Annotated in this window: 22 protein-coding genes; 18 read left to right on the top strand and 4 right to left on the bottom strand. The window is 41.1% G+C overall.

What is annotated here, in order from left to right; translation table 11 throughout:
- Positions 1-148 precede the first annotated feature (148 nt).
- The 6 genes from FNZ24_RS02210 to FNZ24_RS02185 all read left to right on the top strand — a co-directional run bounded on the left by FNZ24_RS02210 (position 149) and on the right by FNZ24_RS02185 (position 7,550).
- Complete coding sequence (locus FNZ24_RS02210) at positions 149-1,420, top strand: hypothetical protein (RefSeq protein ID WP_228768346.1); 1,272 nt, start codon at positions 149-151, stop codon at positions 1,418-1,420.
- Positions 1,421-1,422: 2 nt separating this feature from the next.
- Complete coding sequence (locus tag FNZ24_RS02205) at positions 1,423-3,867, top strand: LamG domain-containing protein (RefSeq protein WP_228768345.1); 2,445 nt, start codon at positions 1,423-1,425, stop codon at positions 3,865-3,867.
- Between the two features lie 10 nt (positions 3,868-3,877).
- Positions 3,878-4,048: a hypothetical protein gene (locus tag FNZ24_RS02200; RefSeq protein ID WP_153912792.1), complete on the top strand. Its 171-nt coding sequence runs from the start codon at positions 3,878-3,880 to the stop codon at positions 4,046-4,048.
- Positions 4,041-5,618, top strand: a complete 1,578-nt coding sequence (locus FNZ24_RS02195) for a general secretion pathway protein GspF (RefSeq protein ID WP_153912791.1) — start codon at positions 4,041-4,043, stop codon at positions 5,616-5,618. Before FNZ24_RS02200 ends, FNZ24_RS02195 begins: the two co-directional genes overlap by 8 nt.
- Before the next feature lie 949 nt (positions 5,619-6,567).
- Entirely contained in the window at positions 6,568-6,828 is a 261-nt protein-coding gene (locus tag FNZ24_RS02190) for a PspC domain-containing protein (RefSeq protein ID WP_153912790.1), read from the top strand.
- Positions 6,829-7,193: 365 nt separating this feature from the next.
- On the top strand, positions 7,194-7,550 hold the full coding sequence (locus tag FNZ24_RS02185; protein WP_194944977.1) for a hypothetical protein: 357 nt from the start codon (positions 7,194-7,196) through the stop codon (positions 7,548-7,550).
- A 140-nt stretch (positions 7,551-7,690) separates the two neighbouring features.
- Here the strand turns inward: FNZ24_RS02185 and FNZ24_RS02180 are convergent, their stop codons facing one another.
- The 4 genes from FNZ24_RS02180 to lolB all read right to left on the bottom strand — a co-directional run bounded on the left by FNZ24_RS02180 (position 7,691) and on the right by lolB (position 11,670).
- The gene (locus FNZ24_RS02180) at positions 7,691-8,701 is read right to left on the bottom strand and encodes an FAD:protein FMN transferase (RefSeq protein ID WP_153912788.1); all 1,011 of its coding nucleotides are present in this window, start codon (positions 8,699-8,701) and stop codon (positions 7,691-7,693) included.
- A gap of 279 nt (positions 8,702-8,980) precedes the next feature.
- Positions 8,981-9,928 carry a ribose-phosphate pyrophosphokinase gene (locus FNZ24_RS02175; protein ID WP_102528060.1) on the bottom strand — a complete coding sequence of 316 codons (948 nt, stop codon included), beginning with the start codon at positions 9,926-9,928 and terminating at the stop codon, positions 8,981-8,983.
- Between the two features lie 104 nt (positions 9,929-10,032).
- Positions 10,033-10,905 (bottom strand): 4-(cytidine 5'-diphospho)-2-C-methyl-D-erythritol kinase, encoded by an 873-nt coding sequence (gene ispE / locus FNZ24_RS02170; RefSeq protein ID WP_153912787.1) that lies wholly within the window; start codon positions 10,903-10,905, stop codon positions 10,033-10,035.
- 135 nt (positions 10,906-11,040) lie between these two features.
- Positions 11,041-11,670: a lipoprotein insertase outer membrane protein LolB gene (lolB, locus tag FNZ24_RS02165; protein ID WP_228768344.1), complete on the bottom strand. Its 630-nt coding sequence runs from the start codon at positions 11,668-11,670 to the stop codon at positions 11,041-11,043.
- A 317-nt stretch (positions 11,671-11,987) separates the two neighbouring features.
- Between lolB and hemA the strand changes: the two genes are divergently transcribed.
- The 12 genes from hemA to FNZ24_RS02105 all read left to right on the top strand — a co-directional run bounded on the left by hemA (position 11,988) and on the right by FNZ24_RS02105 (position 23,577).
- A complete protein-coding gene (gene hemA, locus FNZ24_RS02160) occupies positions 11,988-13,238 on the top strand; it encodes a glutamyl-tRNA reductase (protein WP_153912786.1) in 1,251 nt (416 codons plus the stop codon).
- 14 nt (positions 13,239-13,252) lie between these two features.
- Positions 13,253-14,338, top strand: a complete 1,086-nt coding sequence (gene prfA / locus FNZ24_RS02155) for a peptide chain release factor 1 (protein WP_153912785.1) — start codon at positions 13,253-13,255, stop codon at positions 14,336-14,338.
- 85 nt (positions 14,339-14,423) lie between these two features.
- Positions 14,424-15,284: a peptide chain release factor N(5)-glutamine methyltransferase gene (gene prmC / locus FNZ24_RS02150; protein ID WP_153912784.1), complete on the top strand. Its 861-nt coding sequence runs from the start codon at positions 14,424-14,426 to the stop codon at positions 15,282-15,284.
- A 137-nt stretch (positions 15,285-15,421) separates the two neighbouring features.
- Positions 15,422-15,817, top strand: a complete 396-nt coding sequence (locus FNZ24_RS02145) for a SirB2 family protein (protein ID WP_153912783.1) — start codon at positions 15,422-15,424, stop codon at positions 15,815-15,817.
- A 9-nt stretch (positions 15,818-15,826) separates the two neighbouring features.
- Positions 15,827-16,615, top strand: coding sequence for a SirB1 family protein (locus FNZ24_RS02140; RefSeq protein ID WP_153912782.1), 789 nt, complete (start codon positions 15,827-15,829; stop codon positions 16,613-16,615).
- 266 nt (positions 16,616-16,881) lie between these two features.
- Positions 16,882-18,135: a DUF819 domain-containing protein gene (locus FNZ24_RS02135; protein WP_153912781.1), complete on the top strand. Its 1,254-nt coding sequence runs from the start codon at positions 16,882-16,884 to the stop codon at positions 18,133-18,135.
- Positions 18,136-18,197: 62 nt separating this feature from the next.
- Positions 18,198-19,046 (top strand): 3-deoxy-8-phosphooctulonate synthase, encoded by an 849-nt coding sequence (gene kdsA, locus FNZ24_RS02130; RefSeq protein WP_153912780.1) that lies wholly within the window; start codon positions 18,198-18,200, stop codon positions 19,044-19,046.
- 1,423 nt (positions 19,047-20,469) lie between these two features.
- On the top strand, positions 20,470-20,766 hold the full coding sequence (locus FNZ24_RS02125) for a hypothetical protein (RefSeq protein ID WP_153912779.1): 297 nt from the start codon (positions 20,470-20,472) through the stop codon (positions 20,764-20,766).
- A 584-nt stretch (positions 20,767-21,350) separates the two neighbouring features.
- Positions 21,351-21,728 carry a hypothetical protein gene (locus tag FNZ24_RS02120; RefSeq protein ID WP_153912778.1) on the top strand — a complete coding sequence of 126 codons (378 nt, stop codon included), beginning with the start codon at positions 21,351-21,353 and terminating at the stop codon, positions 21,726-21,728.
- Between the two features lie 92 nt (positions 21,729-21,820).
- Positions 21,821-22,243, top strand: a complete 423-nt coding sequence (locus FNZ24_RS02115) for an SMI1/KNR4 family protein (RefSeq protein WP_153912777.1) — start codon at positions 21,821-21,823, stop codon at positions 22,241-22,243.
- A gap of 115 nt (positions 22,244-22,358) precedes the next feature.
- On the top strand, positions 22,359-22,736 hold the full coding sequence (locus FNZ24_RS02110) for a hypothetical protein (RefSeq protein ID WP_153912776.1): 378 nt from the start codon (positions 22,359-22,361) through the stop codon (positions 22,734-22,736).
- Positions 22,737-23,154: 418 nt separating this feature from the next.
- Complete coding sequence (locus FNZ24_RS02105) at positions 23,155-23,577, top strand: hypothetical protein (protein WP_153912775.1); 423 nt, start codon at positions 23,155-23,157, stop codon at positions 23,575-23,577.
- Positions 23,578-23,788 lie beyond the last annotated feature (211 nt).

Genomic DNA, 23,788 nt, shown 5'->3' with positions numbered 1-23,788 from the left:
CAAATTTTATTTTGCCAAGTAAAAAAATAAAGTTAACAAAATAAAAACAATAAGCTTTATGATTTTAGGATTACCGATCATTGTCTGTGTTTTTATCCCATTGCTACATAAAGCATTTGTTAGCTAAAAATATTGACAAGGAGACAGTATGAAGGGGCAACTTTGTACGCAAATAAGTCGGCATTTTTCAGGTAGTTTTAGTGTGTATTCTCAGCGTTGCAGTGGTGTTTTTAAGCTTGTTACATTAGCTGGGTTGGTTGTTTTTTCAGCAGCTGCCTCTGCAGGAACCCTCGAACAAGCAAAACAGTTACATGACCGAATTGCAGGGGTGCCTGCCTCAGAGCAAACTCTCAATGATATAGCTGCATTACTCAGTGACAGTAAGCCAATTGAAGCCGCTTATTTAGCCATGGAAAACCCTGCATTTTATTCAACCACCCTCAAATTATTTGCTACGCCTTGGACCAATATTGATCAAGATAGCTTTGCGCCGCTAAATGATTACAGCGCCACAGTGATAGGCGCGGTAAGAGATGACGTCGACTTTAGACAGTTATTACAGGCTGATATGGTTTACGTGGGTGACAATAGCCTTAACCTTCCAGCATATAGCACCAGTAATAATCAGCACTACCAAGCATTAGAAGATCAGTTTATTGATTTAAAAGATGGATTAGAGCGCACCAGTCAGTCTAGCTTAAACGGCTTGCCAAGCGACGCGACTGCAGGGGTGCTTACAAGTCGAGCAGCGGCAAAGGCCTTCTTTTATTTAGGTACAAACAGAGCCATGGTTCGTTTTACCTTAATGAACCATTTGTGTACCGATCTTGAACCGCTTAAAGACAATACCCGTTCACCCGACAGGATCCGTCAAGATGTCAGCCGCAGCCCTGGTGGCGATAGCCGCTTGTTTATCAATAATTGTTTAGCTTGTCATAGTGGCATGGATCCATTGGCACAGGCGTTTGCATTTTATCAGTATGATTTTAATGTCGAAGCCGATCCCGCAGGTGATAGTGGCGCGATTGCTTACAATCAAAATGGTCAAATAGACCCTGATACTGGCACTCGAGTGCAAGGTAAGTATCACATTAACTCAACCAGCTTTCCCTATGGTTATGTCACCGAAGATGATGAGTGGAATAACTATTGGCGTGAGGGCGTTAACCAAAAACTAGGTTGGGATCAAAGTCTAGACGGTAAAGGTTTTGGAGCTAAATCCTTAGGTGAAGAGTTTGCCAACAGCCAAGCTTTTGCCCAATGCCAAGTTAAGAAAGTATTTAAATCTGTGTGCTTACGAGATGCAGAGTCGAATGATGATCTTTCTCAAATAGCTGCCACCACTGAGTCTTTCAAACAAAATTCCTATCAACTTAAGCGAGTATTCGCTGAAGTTGGCAATTACTGTATGGGAGAGTAACGGTGAAACTTATTCATAAAAAGCTATCGCTATTCTCAGTATTAACCCTGTCACTGGCATTAACTGCCTGTGGCGGTGGTGATGTTGAAAGTAATCCTCCTCAGCAGCAAGACCCTGATTCAGATGTCTACACAGGGCCTGCACCTGCCACTGAGGATATTCAAAAATATAAGGTGTCATTGTGGGATAACATTTCAGGTCAAAATCGTTGTGGAGCTTGTCATACAGAAGGCAATCAAGCGCCATACTTTGCTAACCGTGAAGATGTTAATGATGCCTATGCTGCCACCAATCCACTGGTGGATTTAGCCGATCCTGTTTCATCTCGTTTAGTTGAAAAAGTCGCTGGTGGCCATAACTGCTGGTTAGACAGTGACAGCGCCTGTGGCGAAACCATGATTTCGTGGATCAAATTATGGTCGGATGAACGGGTTAGTAGTGCCAATACCATTGAATTAACTGCGCCGGTTATTCGAGAGCCAGGTTCAAGTAAAAGCTTTCCTGATGATAGCGGCTTATTTTCTCAACATGTTTATCCAATTGTCAGCCAGTACTGCGTTGATTGCCATAACGAAGGAGCGACTTTTGCTCAGTCACCATTTTTTGCCAGTAACGATATTACTCAAGCTTACGAGTCGGCTAAAAATGTCATCAATATCGATGAGCCTGCTCAATCGCGTTTGGTCGTGCGTTTAGGTAGCGAGTTCCATAACTGTTGGACTAATTGCCAAGAAAATAGCAATGAAATGTTGGCTGCCATTACTGCCATGAGTGATGCTATTGAACTTGATCAAATATCGCCTGAGATGGTGGTATCTAAATCCCTAAGGCTGACAGATGGTATAACGGCTTCAAGTGGAGGTCGATTTGAGACTGACGTTATTGCCCTTTATCAATTTAAAACTGGAGAGGGTGCAACAGCGTACGATACTTCTGGTATCGCGCCTGAAGCTAACTTATCACTGACGGGTGATGTTGAATGGCTTGGAAGTTGGGGCTTATCGTTTACTAACGGTAAAGCGCAAGCGAGCACTGCGAACAGTAAAAAACTTCATGACTTAATCACTTCAACAGGTGAGTTTTCTATTGAAGCTTGGGTTACCCCTAATAATGTGACCCAAGAAGGCCCTGCCAGAATCATCACTTATTCAGCAGGAGATGATGCCCGTAACTTTACCTTAGGTCAGACTCAATATAACTACGACTTTATGCTACGAACCGAAAGCTCAAGCGTTAATGGTGAGCCTGCATTAAGTACGCCAGATGCAGATGAAGTATTGCAAGCGACACTGCAACATGTGGTGCTTACCTATAACGCCACAGAAGGTCGTCGTATATACATTAACGGTAATCTTATTGAGGTGGTTGATGAAGATATTGCACCACTGGCCTCGTGGGACGACAGTTTTGCATTAATTTTAGGCCGTGAAGCATCTAATCAGCATGTATGGCAAGGCGACATTCGCTTATTAGCCATTTATAACCGTGTATTAGAACAAGAGCAGATTAGCCAAAATTATGATGTGGGCGTGGGTGAGAAATTCTTCTTACTTTTCTCGGTTAGTCATTTAATTGATTTGCCTGAAACTTACGTGATGTTTGAAGTGAGTCAGTTCGATAATTACAGCTACTTGTTTACGGGCGCTTCGCTAGTGAATATTGATGGCACCCCAGTCTCTGAACCATTCGATATGCGCTCTATTCGCATTGGCATGAATGGTAAAGAAAGCGCTCAAGGTCAGGCATATTCAAATCTCGACTTATCTATTACCAGTGGCCAAGCATTAGCTGAGCCTATGCCGTTATCAGCATTAGGCACGATTATCGGCCTTGAAAAGGGCGCAAGTCAGGATGAATTCTTTTTAACTTTCGAACAAATTGGCGAGCATGTCAATGTGGTGGTTCCAGGGGTTATTGTCACCCCAGATGAGTTGCCGGCAACCACTGAAACTGCCCACATAGGTTTGCGAAACTTTGCTGAAATCAACCATACCATGAGCGTGCTAACTGGTGTTACGCAAGATACCGCCAAAGTGTTCACAACATATGATTTGGTTAAGCGTCAATTGCCGAGTATTGAAAATATCGACACCTTTATTTCGGCGCAGCAGATGGGCGTGACTCAACTTGCTATCGCTTACTGTGATGTCGCAATCGATGATAACGATATTCGCAGTAACTGGTTTCCAAATATCGACTTCACTCAAGCGCCAGCAGATGCACTTAGTGCCAGTAACCGAGATAATTTTTTAACTCCATTAATTAACCAGTTAATGCCGCTGAGTTTATCGACACAACCGGATAGTGCATTAGTGTATGGCGAACTTGATTCTTTGGTCACTAACTTGTCAGTTTGCGGCACAAATTGCGACGCAGAGCGAACTCAGACCATTGCTAAAGCCTCGTGTGCGGCAGTATTAGCCAGCGCCGTTATGCTGATTCAATAGGAGAGTGATAATGACTAATCAAATCGATATGACTCCCTTAGCAACCATGAGCAAGACTCATTTAACTGCTTTGGTTTGTCATCAAATTAATGCTCATTCTTATGCAAAGAGTTTGAATGATATAAAACTCAACAAAGTCAGTGTGATTAAAAACAGTGTGAAAGGACTTCAATATGACTAAACGTACTCATCTCCATCCTGACAGTCCTTTATTGTTTTCCGATCATCGTAAACCTATGACTCGCCGTGAGTTCATCTCAACCGGGTTGGTTAAAGGTGGTCAAGCGGTCGCAGGTTTATCATTAATGAGCATGTTTGCCAGTCCAAACCAAGCCAATGCCGCTTTATCAGCAGATTTAGAAGCGCTGCGGGATTCGTGTGGAATAAGCGTTCAAGGCGCTGGTAAAATTCCGTTTATCAGTTTCGACCTAGCAGGTGGTGCTAATATCGCCGGCTCAAACGTATTGGTTGGCGGCGCTGGTGGCCAGCAAGATTTTCTTTCTACTGCGGGTTATAACAAGCTGGGTTTACCCGGTGATATGGCGCCATCGATTGCTAACCCTGATGTTGGTATGTCTGATTTTATCAATACAGATTTAGGGTTGGCTTTTCATTCCGACTCTTCATTTTTGCGGGGAATTTTAGAGAAAGTATCAGCGGATACTGCCTCTCGGATTAATGGCGCAGTGATCCCGTGTCGCTCTGATAATGATACTGGCAATAACCCACATAACCCCATGTATGCCATTGCAGCAGCGGGGGCTAACGGCTCGTTAATGCCACTCATTGGCTCGCGCAGCACTGATTCTGGCGGCAACTCTATGGCAGCGAATAACTTTATTGATTTAAGTATGCGGCCTACCAAGATTGACCGTCCCTCAGACGTAACAGGTTTAGTGGATGTTGGCGATTTATTCAGTCTGCTGTCACAGCGTGATGCCGTTACCGTAATGGAAAGTATTCAACGGATCAGTGCCCAAAAAATGGGATCTGTGAATACTCAAGTCACCCGCGATGATGTGATTAAAGACTTAGTTAATTGCGGTTATGTCAAAAGTGCGGATTTAGCAGACCGATTTGGCGACCCATCAACACTTAACCCAGTGTTAGATCCTGATATTGTTGGGCCAAGCGGCATATTTACTATTAACGAATTTGACTCAGAATCTGAGTTTCAAAAAACTGCCTCGATTATGAAGCTAGTAGTTAATGGTTTTTCTGGCGCCGGCACAGTCACTATGGGTGGTTTTGATTACCATACTGGTGAGCGTGGTACGGGTGAGCTAAGAGATTTACGTGCAGGGCGTTGTATGGGCGCATGTTTGGAATATGCAGCTCGTCGTAACCAACCTTTGATGATGTATGTATTCAGTGATGGCTCAGTTGCCAGTAATGGCCGCATTGATGAGTCAATGGAAGGGCGAGGCAAGGGTGAGTGGACAGGTGATAACTCATCTACGGGGGCATCATTCTTCTTAGTGTATAACCCTTCAGGTAAACCACAATTGATGGGAGCTAATGCTGATCAAATGGCACAAAGTCAACAGATTGGTTTTATGCGCTCAGATGCCTCAGTGGATACTGCATCAGCGCCATCGGCGAATAACGTCAACTTGTTAGTAGATACGGTGTTACTGAACTACATGGCACTGCATGGTGAACAAGGCCAGTTTAATACGGTGGCACCAAGACAAGGGTTAGGGAACAGCACAATGCTGGATTCACTGACAGCGTTTCAACCGATAGTTTGATTAAAATATCGGTTTATTTTGCAGGTTAAATTGAAAAGCTCAGAGGTTTTCTCTGAGCTTTTTTGTTTTCAAATTTGTTTTTAAATTTGTTTTTAATTTTAGCTGAAAACCAAAACTAGAATCAAAGTCGTGGCGCTTCGCCCACACCCGACGAAAGGGAAACAACAGCATTTCCCTTCTCGACATCCCTTGCCGCCCCTACGAAATTGCTCTTAAAAGCGAGCAATCTTCATGCTTATTCAAAAATAGCTAACGCTTTAGATAGGCCATCCATGGCCAACTAAAGCTAGCCAGACTTCCTGTCAGGCTTACGCTATTTTCATAACAAAGAGTCTTCAACGCATTTCAGCAATTTCAATGGTTTCCTTGTGTCGGCTGATTCATTTGTTCAGCCCAAACTCTTAGAGTGTCTTTTTAGATTATGAATGCTCAATTTGAATTGAGGTAAGCAAGAAAATCGCGTGAGTCCAGACATGGCCTTTCTCGCACATCCATGTGCTTCAAGGCATTTAGTGCATCCTGCACATAAGATACTGGCTAGCTTTCGAGGGGAAGGGACGCCCCATCGGAAGCGTTAGTGATTTTTGCAGCTTACCGAAGAAGGTTGCAAAAGAAGGTTAAAGCTGGATCAGACTCCGTTGGAAATTTTGCTGTTTAAATTTCGCCGGAGCGGCGAGGGGGATGCAAGAGGGAGTTGCCGTCCACTCCCTTTGCTCTGGTGTGGGCGAAGCGCCACGACGTTGCTCTTAATTCAAATGAACTTTGTAGATGAAGCAATGATATAAACCTTCTTCACAATTGAACACTTCGAAATATTGATGCTCGTTTATGCAATAGGACTTTGATAGAGTACTTATTGATCAATAGCTTTGCTTTGGTCAGGGGAAAAATACTTTTTATTAAATATGTATACGCACTATACAAATACTAGCAGGCAAATGGAGATAGCATGCGGGATTTAGAAAAAGTTAATGTGTTAACTCGTGGTGAATCTACCATTATAGGAGGTGTTTGCTCTGGCTTGGCTGATTATTATCACCTGAGAAAGAATGGTTTACGTATGGCTTTTATTATCTCAAGTTTATTTTTAGCTATACCAGTAATAATATACATTGTTTTATGGCTAGCCTTGCCTAAGTATCCATCGACGCAAGCTATGAAAAGGCATTTAAGGCGAAAGGCACTTCAACAAAAAAGTAATGCTAGCTAACAAGAATTTTGATTAGATTACGCAAGTTGTTCTTTTGATTTCAAGGCTCCAAAAGCCCAGCCAATTAATGCTTTACAAATTAAATGGCGTTATATGCTACGGATATTCTGCAATGAATGATAAGCCTTGGATGATGGTAATTATAATTTATCTAAAAGTTTAGATTCTGATTTTACATCAACCTGTGTTACTTAATTAAAAACCCAAGAAGAAAAATACCTAAATCAGATAAGTTAATAGCTTTAGTTGTAATGTTAGGGGATTTATTTGGGGACTAGCTTTGCCACCTATCAACTTGTTTATTATTTCAATAGTATATATTAACCATATAAATCAGAGTGTTATGCAGCATGGGTATGAGCGGAATGTTCAAACAAAATAGTATTAATTTACTTTGCTCGACACTGGCAATTTTATGCGCTTTCTATATAGAAATAGGAAGTGTTTTATTTTGGTATGGTGGGCTTCTAGTCATTCCTGCAATTGCAATTTGGTATCAGTTTAAGTTTGCTCTCGGTAATTTTATATTACGCCTCAGTATTGCTCTTTTACCTTGGTTAGTTCTTTGTGTTATTGGTCTATTGTGGGCATCAAATACAGAGCATGATGGCCAGAGAACCATGAATATGTTCTTTTTTGAAATGCCATTATATTCTGTTGCAATCGGAACTCTTGCAGTAACAGGATGTTTTTTATTTAAAAAAGCTACAATACGGAGTTAGTTGCTACATAACGAGTTGTTCAAAGGAAGTAAAATGCATTGCTTATGCTTCTTCGCTGCTTATATCAATCAACTAATATTTGTCCCTACAAATAAGTAGGGGCAGAAAAACTAAGCAAATGCCATTAATCCACCACTTATCTAATTCTCTTGTAACCCTTTAGATACATGCAAGGTTTGCTGATTATCAATAATAATCGCTTCATATTCTGGAAGTTGGTTAATTAGCCCCATGCCTTCTTGTAAGCCTTTTACAAACACGGCTGTCGATAGGGCATCAACGTAAGTTGAGTCTTTACCAATGATGGACACGCTGACCACTTTTCTGGCTGAGTCGCCCGTTTTTGGATTAATAATGTGATGGTAACGCACGCCATCTTCGATGAAGTAACGCTCGTAATCACCAGAGGTAGAGATTGACTCATTACTTAACGGTAATTGCACTGCTGTTTTTTCAGCCGCGCGTGGATGTTTAATGCCAACAAACCAAGGGCGACCGCGCCTGTCACCTAATAGTCCTGTGTCACCGCCTGCACTCACAAGGGCATGTTCGATACCTGCGGCTTTAAGTATGGCTAGGCACTGCTTTACTGCGTGGCCTTTGGCGATGCCGCCTAGATCTATTCTGACATCTTGGTTTTGAAATTTAACGCTAGATTGCTGCTTATCTAATATAACTGCACGATAATCAATGGCATCAAGGGTTTGGTGAATTTCATTTTCTGCAGGTTTTTGCCCTTGGCGGTAATCGTATTGATAACCAATTGAGGCGTAAGTGATATCAAATGTGCCGTTTGTCAGCTCAGCAATCTTGTGTGAATCAAGCAGCAAATCAAACAGTTCTTGATTAATAACAACGGCCTCTTTTCCTGCCAGTTGGTTGATTTTGCTTAATTCGCTATCAGCTTTGTAAGGACTCATTAACCTGTCGATACGGTTCATCTCCTGTTCGACTGCGCTAATCAATTCAGATGCTGAGCTTGCGTTTTCAATTGTCGAATCATTATCAGCAAGCCAAAACTCTACATGGGCTTGAGTTCCCATCACTTTAAAGCTTTTTTGATGCCACTGGGCTAATGCTTGTGAAGGTAATAGCAGGCTGATAAAACATAAGCTTATCAATGAGCAGAGCTTTAGTTTGAAATTGAACATGGAGTTGAGCGCTTAATTTTTAATATTGTTATGCCCAATAGGGTACTGAGTTATGAGGGATTTATCTAGATGGTTTTTCAGCCTAGGTTAGATAACAGGGATGGGTAACTGGTTCTAAACAATTTGCAATAAACTATTGGCAATAAACGGTTGGTAATAAACGAATGGCACAAACAATTAGCACAAACTACAGATATCAAATCATGAGCAATAAATCATAGCCAATAAAAAACGCACTCATGGAGTGCGTTTTTTTACGACGAGCAAATAACTTGCTTATTAGTGACGGAACATCGCAGAGATAGACTCTTCGTTGCTTACGCGACGAATAGCTTCTGCAAGTACCGCTGACATAGTCAGCTGAGTCACTTTTTCAACTTTAAGCATTTCAGGGCTTAACGGTACAGTATCGGTGACGATAACTTCATCGATTACTGATTCAGCAATGTTAGCTGCTGCGTTGCCTGAGAATACTGGGTGAGTTGCGTAAGCAAAAACACGGTTTGCGCCATGTTCTTTTAATGCTTCAGCAGCTTTACAAAGTGTGCCGCCAGTATCGATCATGTCATCTACGATGATACAGTCGCGACCTTGTACGTCACCAATGATATGCATTACCTGAGCAACGTTCGCTTGTGGGCGACGCTTATCGATAATTGCTAAGTCAGAATCATCAAGTAGTTTAGCTACAGCGCGAGCACGTACTACACCACCAATGTCTGGAGAAACCACAACTGGGTTATCAAGTTCTTTACCTAACATGTCTTCTAGTAACACTGGGCTACCAAACACGTTATCAACAGGCACATCAAAGAAACCTTGAATTTGCTCTGCGTGTAAATCACAAGTTAGTACGCGGTCAACACCAACACTTGAAAGGAAGTCAGCAACAACTTTCGCAGTAATTGGTACACGAGCACTACGTACACGACGGTCTTGACGAGCATAACCGAAGTAAGGAATAACGGCAGTGATACGGCCTGCAGATGCACGACGTAACGCGTCAACCATAACGATAAGTTCCATTAGGTTGTCGTTAGTCGGTGCGCAAGTAGACTGGATGATAAATACATCAGCACCACGTACGTTTTCATTGATTTGAACACTGATTTCACCGTCGCTGAAACGGCCTACTACTGCATCGCCAAGTTTGCAAAATAAACGGTCGGCTATTTTTTTGGCTAGTTTAGGGGTAGCGTTACCAGCAAAGAGCTTGATATCGGGCACTTTATGAACCTCAGGTGTTGGCTTTAATGTTAGTGGCTAAAAATGTGGATAAATGACTGTGAACTAAACAGTAAACTTTATCGTAATACACTTTTAGAAATATGTTAACTTTGGCTTAATCGGGTCAACAAAGGTGACTGATTCAAGCCTTTAGCAACAAAACCTTGCATAGATTTAGGCAGTTTTGCCAGAGCATCTAACGCTGTTTGTTGCTGTTCGAATTCACCGAAGACGCATGCGCCAGTTCCGGTCATTCTTGACGGCGCATATTCTACCAGCCAGCTTAATGCATTGGCAACTTGGGGGTGCTTTTCTGCGACCAAGCTCTGACAATCATTTGTCCATTTATTATCCATTAATGTATCTATTAATAACTTAGGCGTGTTACGGGGCAGTAGTGGATCTTGAAAAATAGCCTGAGTAGATACATGTACATTTGGCACTATGACTAAATAGTATAATTCTGCTGGCTGAACATTAACTAAACGCTCACCAACACCTTCGGCAAAAGCTGCAAAACCATTAATAAAAACAGGGACATCCGCACCAAGTTTAAGGCCGATTTCAGCTAAAGTTTGTTGAGGTAAATTAAGTTGCCACAACTTATTTAGGGCAATTAATGTGGTCGCAGCATCTGATGAACCACCGCCTAAACCTCCACCCATAGGTAAGTTTTTACGTAACCAAATCTCGGCGCCACCCTGATAATTGCAATATTCCTGTAATGATTTTGCGGCTTTTAGAATTAAGTTATCTTTTTCTGCGACAACTTTTGATAATTCCGAATGTAATCTTATGGATTTATCTTCAGTGGGTAAAAAGTCCAAATAATCACATTGATCAATAAACTGAAACAAGGTTTGCAGTTCATGATAACCATCAGCGCGTTGACCTGTGATGTGCAAAAATAAATTAAGCTTTGCTGGTGCAGGCCAGTTTTTTGAAATGTTGACAGTGTTGCTTAGGTTTGTGGTCATAAAATGCTTCTTAGTGACAATATAAAGTTTGAACGTAAGTCTGGTTAAGCAAATACAAGCTTAAGATAAGCCGGTTTGTGATGTCTTAAGCTCGAGTTAGGTTAACTAAATATGAGTTAACCTAACTATATATGGCTAAATAGGATTAATCACAGGCGCTAAAGCTTGCCATTGGTTAATCTGAATTTTAATTTGCACATCTGCGCGATTAATTTGTAGTAACCGTGGGACGTTGGCGCCGCTCTGTTGCTGGTAACTGATAAATTTAACCTGCCAGTCTTCACCCACATCTTTACTGGTGAACGCTTTTATAGTGCCATCTTGGTTATATTCTAAAACCTGATCATCATCAGTGACTTGACCTGTGATCCACAAAGGCAATTTATTTAACGGTATCTGCATGCCACTGACCCGAGAAATCAGTTGCTGCGGATTGCTATCGGTATAAGTTTTGCCTTGTACATCGATACTGGCTAAACCATATTGAGAAGTTAACGATAAAACCGTTGTGCCTATAACTGTCGTGAGTTTTAATTCATCTTGCGGCTCGTTAAAGGTGTTGTCATGGAACCAAAACAAATTGGTACTGAACTTATCGGCATCCGAGCGAAACGCAAGCTTTCCCTGTATTTCCCAGGCATTGGCTTCACTGGCTTGTGATACGTCAATATTGGTCAGAGTATGGGGAGGCTTAACCGAACAAGCTGCTAGAAATAGACAACAAAGCAGCATTAAGCGTTGGAAGGAAAATGTTAAATATCGCAAAAGAGTTCGCTACCTATATATAGTGTTACTTTATAATACTGACCTAAAGCAGTATTGTAAAAATCCATTTTGATTTTTGGGTTTTTATTAACCTATAGAAGTAAATATAGTAAGAATGCTTTGCTTGTTAGATGTTTATAGGCATCATAATGTTTAATAGAATTGGTCAACTTTCCTATCGTTTTGTTAACAAGATAGAATATTTAGAAAAAATATAGACAATTATTCGGTTTTGTTAAGCCAATTGTGTTTTTAGTTTTGGCAATTAAGTAGAATAGCCTAATTAATGATCCCGCGAAGAACTTAAAACGAGTCAAATGAGCCTAGTAGCAATCGGAATAAATCATAAAACCGCCACGGTCGACCTTCGTGAGAAAGTCGCTTTTTCACCGGATAAGATTCATGACGCCATGAAGAGTCTGGCGAGCCGCACTAGTTCTGGTGAAGCCGTGATCGTGTCAACATGTAATCGCACCGAACTCTATTGTAATAATGGATCTAAAGCAGACATTATTGAGTGGCTAGAAGATTATCATGACTTGACCCATGAAGAATTAATGCCTTGTATCTACAGCTACGAGAATCAAGAGTGCGCCAAGCATTTAATGCGCGTGTCTTCTGGACTTGACTCGTTAGTGCTGGGCGAACCCCAAATTTTAGGCCAAGTGAAACAAGCTTTTGTAAAAGCTAAAGAAGCGGGTACGACCGCTGTCACGATTGATCGCCTATTTCAAAATACCTTCTCTGTTGCTAAGAAAGTGCGTACCGAAACTGAAATCGGCGCCGCAGCAGTGTCAGTGGCATTTGCTGCTGTTAGCATGGCCAAACATATTTTCTCGTCACTGAGCACCACTAACGTATTGTTAATTGGCGCTGGTGAAACAATTGAACTGGTTGCTAAACATTTAAAAGACAATGAAGTTGCTGGCATTGTGGTTGCTAACCGAACGGTTAAGCGCGCTCAAGCCATGTGTGAAGAGTTCAATGCCACAGCAATTACGCTACAAGAAATACCTGACTATCTACCTAAAGCCGATATCGTGATATCCTCTACCGCCAGTCCGTTACCTATATTGGGTAAAGGCATGGTTGAAAAGGCGCTGAAACAACGACGTCATCAACCGATGTTATTAGTTGATATTGCCGTTCCACGAGATATTGAAGCAGAAGTTGGCGAATTAGACGATGCTTTCCTTTATACTGTGGACGATTTGCACAGCATCATTGAACAGAACATGGCTTCGCGTAAAGAAGCCGCCGAGCAAGCAGAGATAATTGCCGATGAGCAAGCCCATGTATTTATGGAGTGGGTACGTTCGTTAGAGTCTGTAGATAGTATTCGAGAATACCGTAGCCAAAGTTTGGCAATTAAAGACGAACTAGTAGAACGCGCCTTGAACAAATTGACTCAAGGTGGTGACAATGAACAAGTGATTTTAGAGTTAGCTAATCGCCTAACTAATCGCTTAATCCATGCACCGACACAAGCGTTAACATCTGCTAGTCGTCAAGGAGACTTGAATACCTTAGGCCAATTACGCGTCACGCTTGGTTTAGATAAAAATTAAGGTAATAGAGTTAAATGAAAGAGTCGGTTATTCGCAAGCTGGAAGGCTTGCTTGAACGTAATGAAGAAGTGTTAGCATTACTAAGTGATGCGAGTGTAATTGCGGATCAAGACCGCTTTCGTGCCTTATCAAAAGAATTTTCTCAATTAGAAGACATCGTTAAAAGCTTCACTTCATTTCAAGAGGCTCAAGATAACCTTGAGTCTGCAAACGAAATGTTAACTGAAGATGACGCAGAAATGCGTGAGATGGCCCAAGAAGAAATCAAAGAAGCAAAATCAGAAATTGCCCGTCTTGAAGACGAATTGCAAATTTTACTGCTGCCTAAAGATCCTAACGATGATCGTAATGCCTTTATTGAAATCCGCGCAGGTGCAGGTGGTGATGAAGCAGCGATTTTTGCGGGTGACTTATTCCGTATGTATTCACGTTACTGCGAATCGAACAAATGGCAAATGGAAATCATGAACGCTAACGAAGGCGAGCATGGTGGATTTAAAGAGCTGATTGTTCAAGTGAGCGGTGAAGGTGTGTACGGTAAGCTTAAGTTTGAGTCAGGTGGACACCGTGTTCAACGTGTACCTGAAACTGAATCTCAAGGCCGTGTTCATACCTCTGCTGTTACTGTTGTGGTATTGCCAGAAGTTCCAGAAGCTGAACAAATTTCAATTAATCCAGCAGACTTGAAAGTGGATACCTTCCGCGCATCAGGTGCCGGTGGTCAGCACGTCAACAAAACCGATTCTGCAATTCGTATTACTCACGTACCTTCAGGTATTGTGGTGGAATGTCAGGATCAACGTTCGCAGCATAAGAACCGTGCACAAGCAATGAGTGTTCTTTCAGCTCGCCTGCAAGCGGTTGAAGATGAAAAGCGTCGTAGTGAAGAAGAATCTACTCGTCGTAACTTAGTCGCCAGTGGCGATCGCTCTGAACGTATTCGTACGTATAACTTCCCACAAGGTCGCATGAGCGAACACCGCATTAATTTAACGCTTTATCGCTTAAATGAAATTATGGAAGGTGACTTAAACTCCATCATTGAGCCATTGATGCAAGAAGAACAAGCTGATTTGCTTGCTGCATTAGCTGACGATTAATTTAAAAGACTTACTTTAATAGTAAGTTTTAATAGCTAGTTTCAATGGCTATAAAAAAGACTATTAAAATGACTAAGGAAAGACGTTGCCACAGTCTTCTTTTTCTACCATTGCGGAATCTTTGCAATGGGCTTATAGCCAGTTAGTCGACTCGTCAGAGTCGGCTAATATTGATGCAGAAGCTTTGCTTCTGCATTGTCTTAATAAGCAGCGTAGTTTTATCTACACTTGGCCTGAAAAGGTACTCACAGCAGACCAATTTAAATCGTTTCAAACCATGATTGAAAAGCGTAAGCAGGGTATGCCTGTTGCACATATTATTGGTGAACGTGAATTTTGGTCTCTGCCATTTATTGTAAATGCCACCACACTTATCCCGCGTCCTGATACAGAAATATTAGTCGAAACAGCACTTAACTTGCCGTTAAATAACAATGCAAAAGTATTGGATTTAGGCACAGGAACTGGCGCTATTGCCTTGTCATTAGCCTCTGAACGCCCAGAGTGGCAGATGACCGCTATCGACAAAGTGGGTGATGCAGTTGAATTAGCAAAAGCCAATCGTGAAAACTTAAATCTCGCTCATGTTCAAATACTGCAATCTGACTGGTTCAGTGCTGTAGAACATCAAGATTTTAATTTGATTGTGTCCAACCCTCCGTACATCGATGAAACCGATGTTCACTTAGACTTAGGTGATGTTCGTTTTGAACCATCAAGTGCACTAACGGCTGCTGAGCAAGGTTTTGCGGATTTATTTCATATTGCCGAGCATGCTAGAGCGCATTTATCTGAGGGCGGTTATCTGCTACTAGAACACGGCTTTGAGCAAGCGTTAACAGTAAGGCAAAAACTAATAGATCTAGGTTATGAGAATGTCGCCACGGTGCGTGATTTTGGCAGTAACGATCGCTGTACTTTAGGTCAGTGGAACCCTAAGTCATAGTTAATTCACTGTCAGATAAGTGAATTATTTGTCAGCGGGCGGCAATTAAGCTTAGGTTTTCTTAAAATTGCTATAGGGTCGCTTGATCGAGTAAACTAGCGGCCATTTTATCTGTAGTTCAAAAGAGAAAAACAATAATGGAAACCTTTTACAGTTTATATCCTGCAGTTAAGCACACCCACTTAACCTTCATATTATTAAGTGTGATATTCTTTATTACTCGCTTTGTGCTGCATATGCGTCAATCTCCAGTAATGGATAAGAAGTTTGTTAAGGTTGCGCCTCATGTAATTGATACCTTCTTATTATTGTCAGGACTGACTTTGTGCTTCATGATCAAGCAGTATCCATTTGTGGATGCGTGGATGACAGAGAAGCTTCTTGCAGTACTTGCTTACATCGGTTTAGGTGTAATGGCCTTAAAAGGCAACCGCAATAAATTCTTTAAAATCTTTGCCTTTTTAGGCGCTATTGGATGGCTCGTATTAGCTGCCAGGCTGGCTCATTTTAAACAAGTTGTATTAATGGGTTAATAGAGTTTCATGGCTAAACATCAAATGAATGATGTAGTGAAGATCCCCGACACTGCATTCGAAATTACGCAGCATTTAGGTTTTTCTCAAGAGAAAAAAGCACTCTGGGCTTGGTATGAAATTGCCGGCTCAGTGATGAGTTTGCATGTGGAAAATCCACAGCAACGCTTAGACGGCTTGCTTCGTTGGTTTTATACCGACTTAGGTTTTTGCGCACGTGAAGATTATTTCAGTGTTGAAGCCGCCGATTTAGGTAGTTGTATTATGAGTCGCCAAGGCAATAGTACGACACTGGCGACGGTAATGATTTTACTGGCTAAACAACTTGATATTACCTTAGATGCGGTATTGCTACCGGGACAAACGGTAGTGCGTTCTCGTATTAATGACAACATAGTCTATATCGACCCGTTAACAGGTCAGGAACTAAGTCGTCATCAATTACACCTTTTAGTGCGTGGTGAATTAGGTAACTCGGCGATGTTAAAGCCAAAGTACCTAAAAACTGCTTCGCTAAAACGATTAATTACGCGCATGCTGCATGAGTTAAAAGCAGGCTGTATTGTGACTCATCAATTTGAGCAAGCAATGGAGTGTTGTAATTTACTACTGCAGTGGCATCCTGACGACGTTAATTTGAATCGTGAACGTGCTTTTATTGCTCAACAATTGGGTTGTATTAAAGTGGCTATGTCTGACTTACAGCACTTTATTGATAGCAGTCCACATGATCCCGTGACTGAAATCGTAAAGATGCAATTAAAAGAGTTAAGCGATAGACCGCAAACTTACCATTAGATTTAGTTTGGTAAAGTGTGAATTCAGGCTCATTTATTGAGCCTGAATTTTTTATAATACCCGCACCGAATATCGAAGGAAAAATGCTCGCTAAGTAAGTGATCCATCGCGAGTAAAAATAGCGCAACTAAAACAGCCAATAAATTAACCGCAATGAGTTAATCGGCTTTAGATTTAATCATAATAAAAAATATAAAAATAAGTGCGTTAAGCACAAAACAATAAAAATAATTCACTATGAAATGCATTCGCAAGGGAGATTTTTCATGACTGCCAGTCCTATGGTCACTAATGATGCTACGGCATTAGGCCTATTAGCTGTTATTCTCGGCTTCGTTTTTTACACCAGTTCTTCAGCACATCCTTTTTGGCAAAAATTCTATAAGTTTATCCCAGCGCTTTTGCTGTGTTATTTCTTACCTTCGTTATTGAATACTTTTGGGGTTGTCGATGGCGACACTTCAAAGCTTTACTACGTGGCTTCGCGTTACTTATTACCAGCATGTTTAGTGCTGCTGATTTTAAGTGTCGACTTAAAAGCGATATTAAGTCTTGGCCCTAAAGCCATTGTGATGTTTTTAACAGGCACAGTGGGGATTGTTATTGGCGGTCCCATTGCGCTGTTAATCATTTCAGCGATTAATCCTGATGTTTTAGGTGGCAATGGCCCTGATGCGGTATGGCGCGGGATGACAACGCTTGCAGGCAGCTGGATTGGCGGCGGCGCTAACCAAGCGTCAATGAAAGAAATTTATGAAGCAGGTGGCAGTATATTCTCTGTGATGGTGACCGTTGATGTCATCGTAGCCAATATCTGGATGGCAGTGTTACTGCTTATGGCTTCTCGGGCTAAGCAGATTGATGCTAAAACAGGGGCGGATACAACTGCACTTGAAGCATTAAAGGAAAAAGTTGAAAAGTACCACGCCGAGAATGCCCGTATTCCGTCACTGCGTGATTTAATGCTGATCGTTGCTATTGGTTTTGGTGTAACAGGTCTTGCGCATTTTGCAGCAGACTTCTTAGGGCCATTTTTTGAAACCAACTATCCTTGGACTCGAGACTACAGTTTAACCTCTAAGTTTTTCTGGTTAGTAGTACTAGTGACCTCAATCGGCTTAGCGTTGTCATTTAGCCCAGTAAAACATTTAGAGGCCGCTGGCGCATCAAAAGTGGCTTCTGCGTTTTTATACATTCTTGTGGCGACCATTGGTCTGCACATGGATGTATCAAAGCTCGCTGATGAGCAAAACCTGTGGTACTTCGCTATTGGTATTATTTGGATGATAGTCCACGCCAGCTTTATGTTGATTGTGGCTAAACTGATTAAAGCCCCGCTGTTTTATATGGCTGTGGGTAGCCAAGCAAACGTAGGTGGCGCGGCATCGGCTCCTGTGGTTGCAGCAGCATTTCATCCAGCATTAGCACCTGTTGGCGTGTTATTGGCGGTATTAGGTTATGCTGTAGGAACATATATGGCGTGGTTATGTGGTCAGTTACTGCAAATTATCGCCGTTTAGCCCTTATTTTTATGTCTCGTTAAACACTTAACGCGACGAGTATTGATAAAAGAGATATGACTATGGAACAAAAAATCATTGGTTTGAACGAACTTGAAATTGCAAATGACAAACCATTTGTTTTATTCGGTGGCATGAACGTGCTTGAGTCTCGTGATTTAGCCATGTCGATTGCTGAGCATTATGTAGAAGTCACACAGAAGCTAGGCATTCCATATGTATTCAAAGCCTCTTTTGACAAAGCTAACCGTTCATCGGTTAATTCCTACCGTGGTCCAGGTATGGAAGAAGGTTTGAAGATTTTTGAAGAAATCAAATCAACTTTCAATGTGCCGATCATCACTGACGTGCATGAAATTCACCAGTGTCAGCCAGTGGCTGATGTGGTTGATGTTATTCAGTTACCAGCGTTCTTGGCACGTCAAACTGACTTAGTTGTTGCAATGGCGGCGACAGGTTCAATCATTAACGTTAAAAAGCCGCAGTTCCTCGCTCCCCATGAAATGCGTCATATCATTAAGAAGTTTAACGAAGCGGGTAACGACAACATCATGTTATGTGAGCGTGGTTCAAGCTTTGGTTATAACAACTTGGTTGTTGATATGCTGGGTATGGATGAAATGAAGCAATCTGGTTACCCAGTTATCTTTGACGCAACCCATGCACTACAACGTCCTGGTGGACGTACAGATAGTGCTGGCGGACGCCGCGCTCAAGCAACAGAGCTTGCCCGCAGCGGTATGGCTTTAGGTCTTGCTGGTTTGTTCATTGAAGCGCATCCAGATCCAGATAACGCCAAGTGTGACGGCCCATGTGCATTGCCATTAAATCAATTAGAAAACTACTTAACTCAAATGAAAGCGGTAGATGATTTGGTTAAGTCGTTTGAGCCAATTGATACCAGTAAGTAGATAATCGATTCTATAAAAAGCCCTGAACTTATGCTTAAGTTCAGGGCTTTTTTGTGGCTTGAATTTAACGTTGTTTGGATAGGATTAGGAAGTATATTGATATTCTAGTTGGTCATAAGATCAAAGTCGTGGCGCTTCGCCTACACCAGAATCAAGGAGGATTTATCCAGCTTTAGACTTTATTTTTAGCCGCCTTAGATCATTGCCGAAATGCCCTAACGCTTCCGTTCGGACATCCGTGGCTTAAAGAAAACAAGCTTGGTATCCAAGTCAAACGCACAGCATTTTTTCGATGACCTCAAATTTTATCGAACCTATCAGCCTTCAAACTTTGTCACTAAAAAGCTGAATCAAAGAGATAATAATCCCTGTGTCGCTAACTCGTTTTTGCTCCATTATTAGTTACAGCATTCGGCAGCTATTGATTTCTAGATTCGAATAAACATCTAAATTCAAAGTCTAGGTCAACGTCTAAATCAAAGTCGTGGCGCTTCGCCCACACCAGACTAAAAGGGAGTGAACTGCGACTCCCTCTTAGAACACCCCGCAGCTCCGGCGAAATTTAAACAGCAAAATTTCCAACGGAGAATCATCTAGCTTTCAACCTCACTTGTAGACTGCTTCGGCCTTATTCGAAAATGCTAACGCTTCCGATGGGCCATCCATGGCCCGACGAAAGCTAGCCTGACGTCCTGTCAGGCTCACGCTATTTTCTCTGCGTCCTCAATTCAAACTGAGTCTTTTAGATTTGTATCTTTTTTATCTTTAAGTTGACGCGAATAAAGTTTAAATCGAAGAGACAATAATCCCAGTGCAGATGCAGCAGCGAGCTTCCAAAACATGGATGTTTTGGCAGAGCTTACAGGGACGTACTTGCAGCGTCTCGCAGTTGTATCTGCACATAAGCCTGCGGCAGGCAATGGGTTAGATTGAAGTCGTGATATAAGACAATCTTGCCAATAAAACTAAACAAAAAATTTAATTCCGATGTGTCAAACCACCCTAGAATAAATTTTACTCTGACCCAACTAATTTAAGCCTGTGTTCTCTTTGATTACCTTCTTCATTTAACTGTGTGGATATACAGTTATAATTAAAACTCTGCAATTGAGAGCATTTGCTTCTCGTTATGTAAAAGCAAGAATTCTCGGATTCACCAACCTGATAAATCTATGTGATTGAAAAATATTAATTTTACTCTAAGGGGAGTTTACATAACGACCCAAGTTAATTCTCGGTTATCTCAATTCTCGGTTTTATCCAGTATTTAGTCGATTGATTTAAATTTTAATGACTGTTAAGTTATTAAAAATATTGAAAAAATAAGCCTAAAAGTGACAGGGGTTTGGTAATTAGCCTAGGGGTGTTTATCGGAATTCTCGCTAATAAGCTGTTATATTCCTTGTCGAGCATGGAGGCGTAATTGAAATTTATTGGCATTACTCTAGGTTTTATTTTCTGCTTTTACGCAGGAGCATTTTGGCAAAAGTGGCAATTGTTAGAATCAGGCGCAGTTGAATTAACGAAGCCGTTAACTTTGCAGTCTTCTCCTGATGCTATTGGAGAGTTGCCAAAAGGCACAATTCTATATCCGTATTCAAGTACTGGAAGTATTGAGACATTTGTAATTTTCGTTAATTCCAAAAACTTAGATCTATTAAAGCTTCATACTTTTGAGCAGCGTTTAACCGTTGTACCAATTGATGGATATTCTGAATAAGGTATATAACAAGCAATTTAAGTGGGACTTTTTACAGTTTGCTGGTTTCACTTCGTTCAACATTTTAGCAAACTATAAAAAGCCCCTTAATTGGGCGTTATACACCCTCAGGGAGATTGGTATTTTAGGACGTGCAATTCGAAGCCAAATGAACTTAAAGCCGTATTTCTATAAAAAATCGTCGAAGGTTGGCACGTATGGTTCGGTCGTAGGCTTTTTCATTACCTATTTAGTCTTTTTTAAATATTTGGACGTTGTTGGGATTGATATTAACGAACCATTGAGAAATAGTGACTTTGTATCTAATCTGAAATTGTTAGCGTTCGCCATTTTTTTACTAATATTCTTTTTGTATACATCATGCTCATTTTTTGCTGCACTTTACTTTAGGCGATCGTATCTAAAAAAACATATTAGTCGTTACGAGTATTTGAATATCGTATTTAAAAGTACTTATCCAGATCATTGGCAAAAAGGTAGACAAACGGGTGTATAACAAAAACATCATGGTGGGAATTTTACTCGCTGGCCTTCGGCCAAAAGCGCTCGTAAAATCCCCATATGTTAAGCGTTAGGAGGTTTCTGTGAATCTAGAGCATATTCTTAGTCAGGCGAGTGAAGACGAGTTGGATTTCGATGTGGCTGTAGAATTTGCAAAGTCTAAAAGTATGACGCTGGTTGAGTTTGTGAACTTGTTCGCTATAACTCTTGCTAAAGGTTACAAAGAGCAGGTTTATGACTTTGAATTTAGTGATAGTGCTGCCAATTGGCTTTTTGGTTTCCTGACTGAGGATGTATTTTTATCCTCAAACAACAATGCATTGCCGTCACCTGCTTATGATGTTTATTTAGCATTTGATGAAGGTGAGTATCATCATGACGGAGATTCAGATGAGGTTGTGGCAGAGGAAAAGTATACAAAGCCGCAAATAGACCAAATTTTATCTGTCAAATACTCCTAACAAAAACAAGCACAGGAGCGGTTTTAAGCTGCTTTCGCTTCACTCAATCAACTTAAAACACGTCATGTGTTGTTGGCGTTAACCGTGAATTTATGATCAACGAAAAATCTAAGGTAAAAATTCTCGAACTCTGGAAAGCTAGAGAGCTGGGTATTTCTTATCCTCCAGCAAGTGACGAACAGATCGAAGACTTCGAGGACGTATGTCGAGCGATGCCAGAAGACTATAAATGGTTTCTCTTAAACTGCGGAGGAGGAATCATAGGTTCAGAATGGGTCGATTCCATCGATGAATTGCATTCAACTCACACTAAATTTGATGAAGAGTGCTCTATTGAAAACGGTTGGACTATTGGCAAGTGCTTTATCATTGGCTGGGACGGCTCTGGAAGCCCAATCGCAATAGATCCTGAAGGAAAAATAATTATAGAATGGGAAGCAGATGGTGAAGTTTATCAATTGGCTTCTTCACTGGAAGAATGGTTATTAAATGGTTTGGTGCCAAGCAACGGTTAACAAGTCAAAGCACGCGGACTTGGAAAAGCTATCACCCTTTTTGTTCCAAAAAAGCCGCCAACTTCACCAAGCCGGTGTTTGAGGCGTTAAGCATTCAGGCAATAGAGAGGTTGTTTTGAGCAAAGAAGTCCTTAGTGAGTCAATACCTGAAGTACAGTTGGATATTGAAGCCAAGAAGCGACCAGCTCTTATATCAATAGTTTGTATTCTTCATTTCGTTGGGGGATTAATTTCTCTACCAATTATTTTTACTGATTCCGCAACAATAGTAGGGGCCTGGTATCCATACTTTTTAGCTATTGCGACCTTAATTGGTTTGGCCACTTTTATAGGTCTCTGGATGATGAAGAGGTTAGCAGCGTACGCATATATTTTTTACGCCTTAGTTAATCAATTTGTACTTATATATACAGGGGTTTGGGTCGTAGCTACTTTAGTCATGCCTGTTTTAATGGTGGTTCTTATCGCGGTCTATTTTAAAAGGTTGAAATAATGCTTAACAAAGCAAGCCCAAATCGCCCCTTCGGTGTTGGACTCGCTATCGCTCGCCTTTGATTGCGGTATTACAAACTCGTTTCTGTCCAAAAACAAGCTAGTGAACTTCTAATCTAGTCACCATTATGCATTAGCCACTGCACGTTATTAGACAATTAACTTAGCTGTATGCGTAGCGATGATATAAAACGGAATTACTTTGGTTTATTGAGTCTTTATTATGGCTGCCAAATTTAGTCCATATATTGCACTTAAGCTGATGTCTTAGACTTTTTGAGCGGTTGACTGATAAGGGCAAGCTGTTATCTTTTGATGCTTGCTCGTTAATTATGGCTTATAGCTGTTCATTAACGAGTTGTTTTACTTTGGTAAATCTTTAAAGAAACTCATCAAATCAATATTAAAAAGGAATTGATATGAAGCATGCATTACTCATCGCGTTCGTGGCCACTTTTATTAGTTTTAATAGTTTTGCCCATTCATTTAACGGCAATTGGTACTTTATTAAAGGTGAATATGTGCAACCCGATGGTGAGGTGTTAACTGCTGATAATTCAAGCTTGGTTGCGGTAAAGTCGATAAAAGATGACATATTCTCATTTACTAATACCGAGAATGGCGTGTTCTTAGGTTACCTTGCAGGTAAATTTGAAGTCGATGGTGATTATTATGTGGAAGCCATTAAAGAGGGGACACGTGCTGAACACCATGGTAAGCGATATAAATTTAAAGGTTGGATTGAAACCAAACAAGAACATGGTGTAGATGTGGATTACTGGCATCATGTTGGGGAAGTGAATGGGGTTAAAGAAACAGAAGTGTGGCGTCGTATTCACTAGGTCTTTCCAGTAAGCTTATTTAAGTTGTTTCTCATCTCAGTTTGTCATTATGCTATTTCAGTTAGTTTGTCTTCCTCAGAAAGATAGGTCGCACTTTAGTATAAATTACGTCCTATCTTGATTGCTCCATTTGAATAACTAGAGCTAGAGCCAACCCAATTTATTTCCTCTAACTTAGAACAAGTTATCAAGGTTACTATTTAGGTAATGT

The sequence above is a fragment of the Shewanella sp. TC10 genome (assembly GCF_009663145.1).
Classification (GTDB): Bacteria; Pseudomonadota; Gammaproteobacteria; order Enterobacterales; family Shewanellaceae; genus Shewanella.
This window is presented reverse-complemented; position numbering and strand designations above follow the sequence as displayed.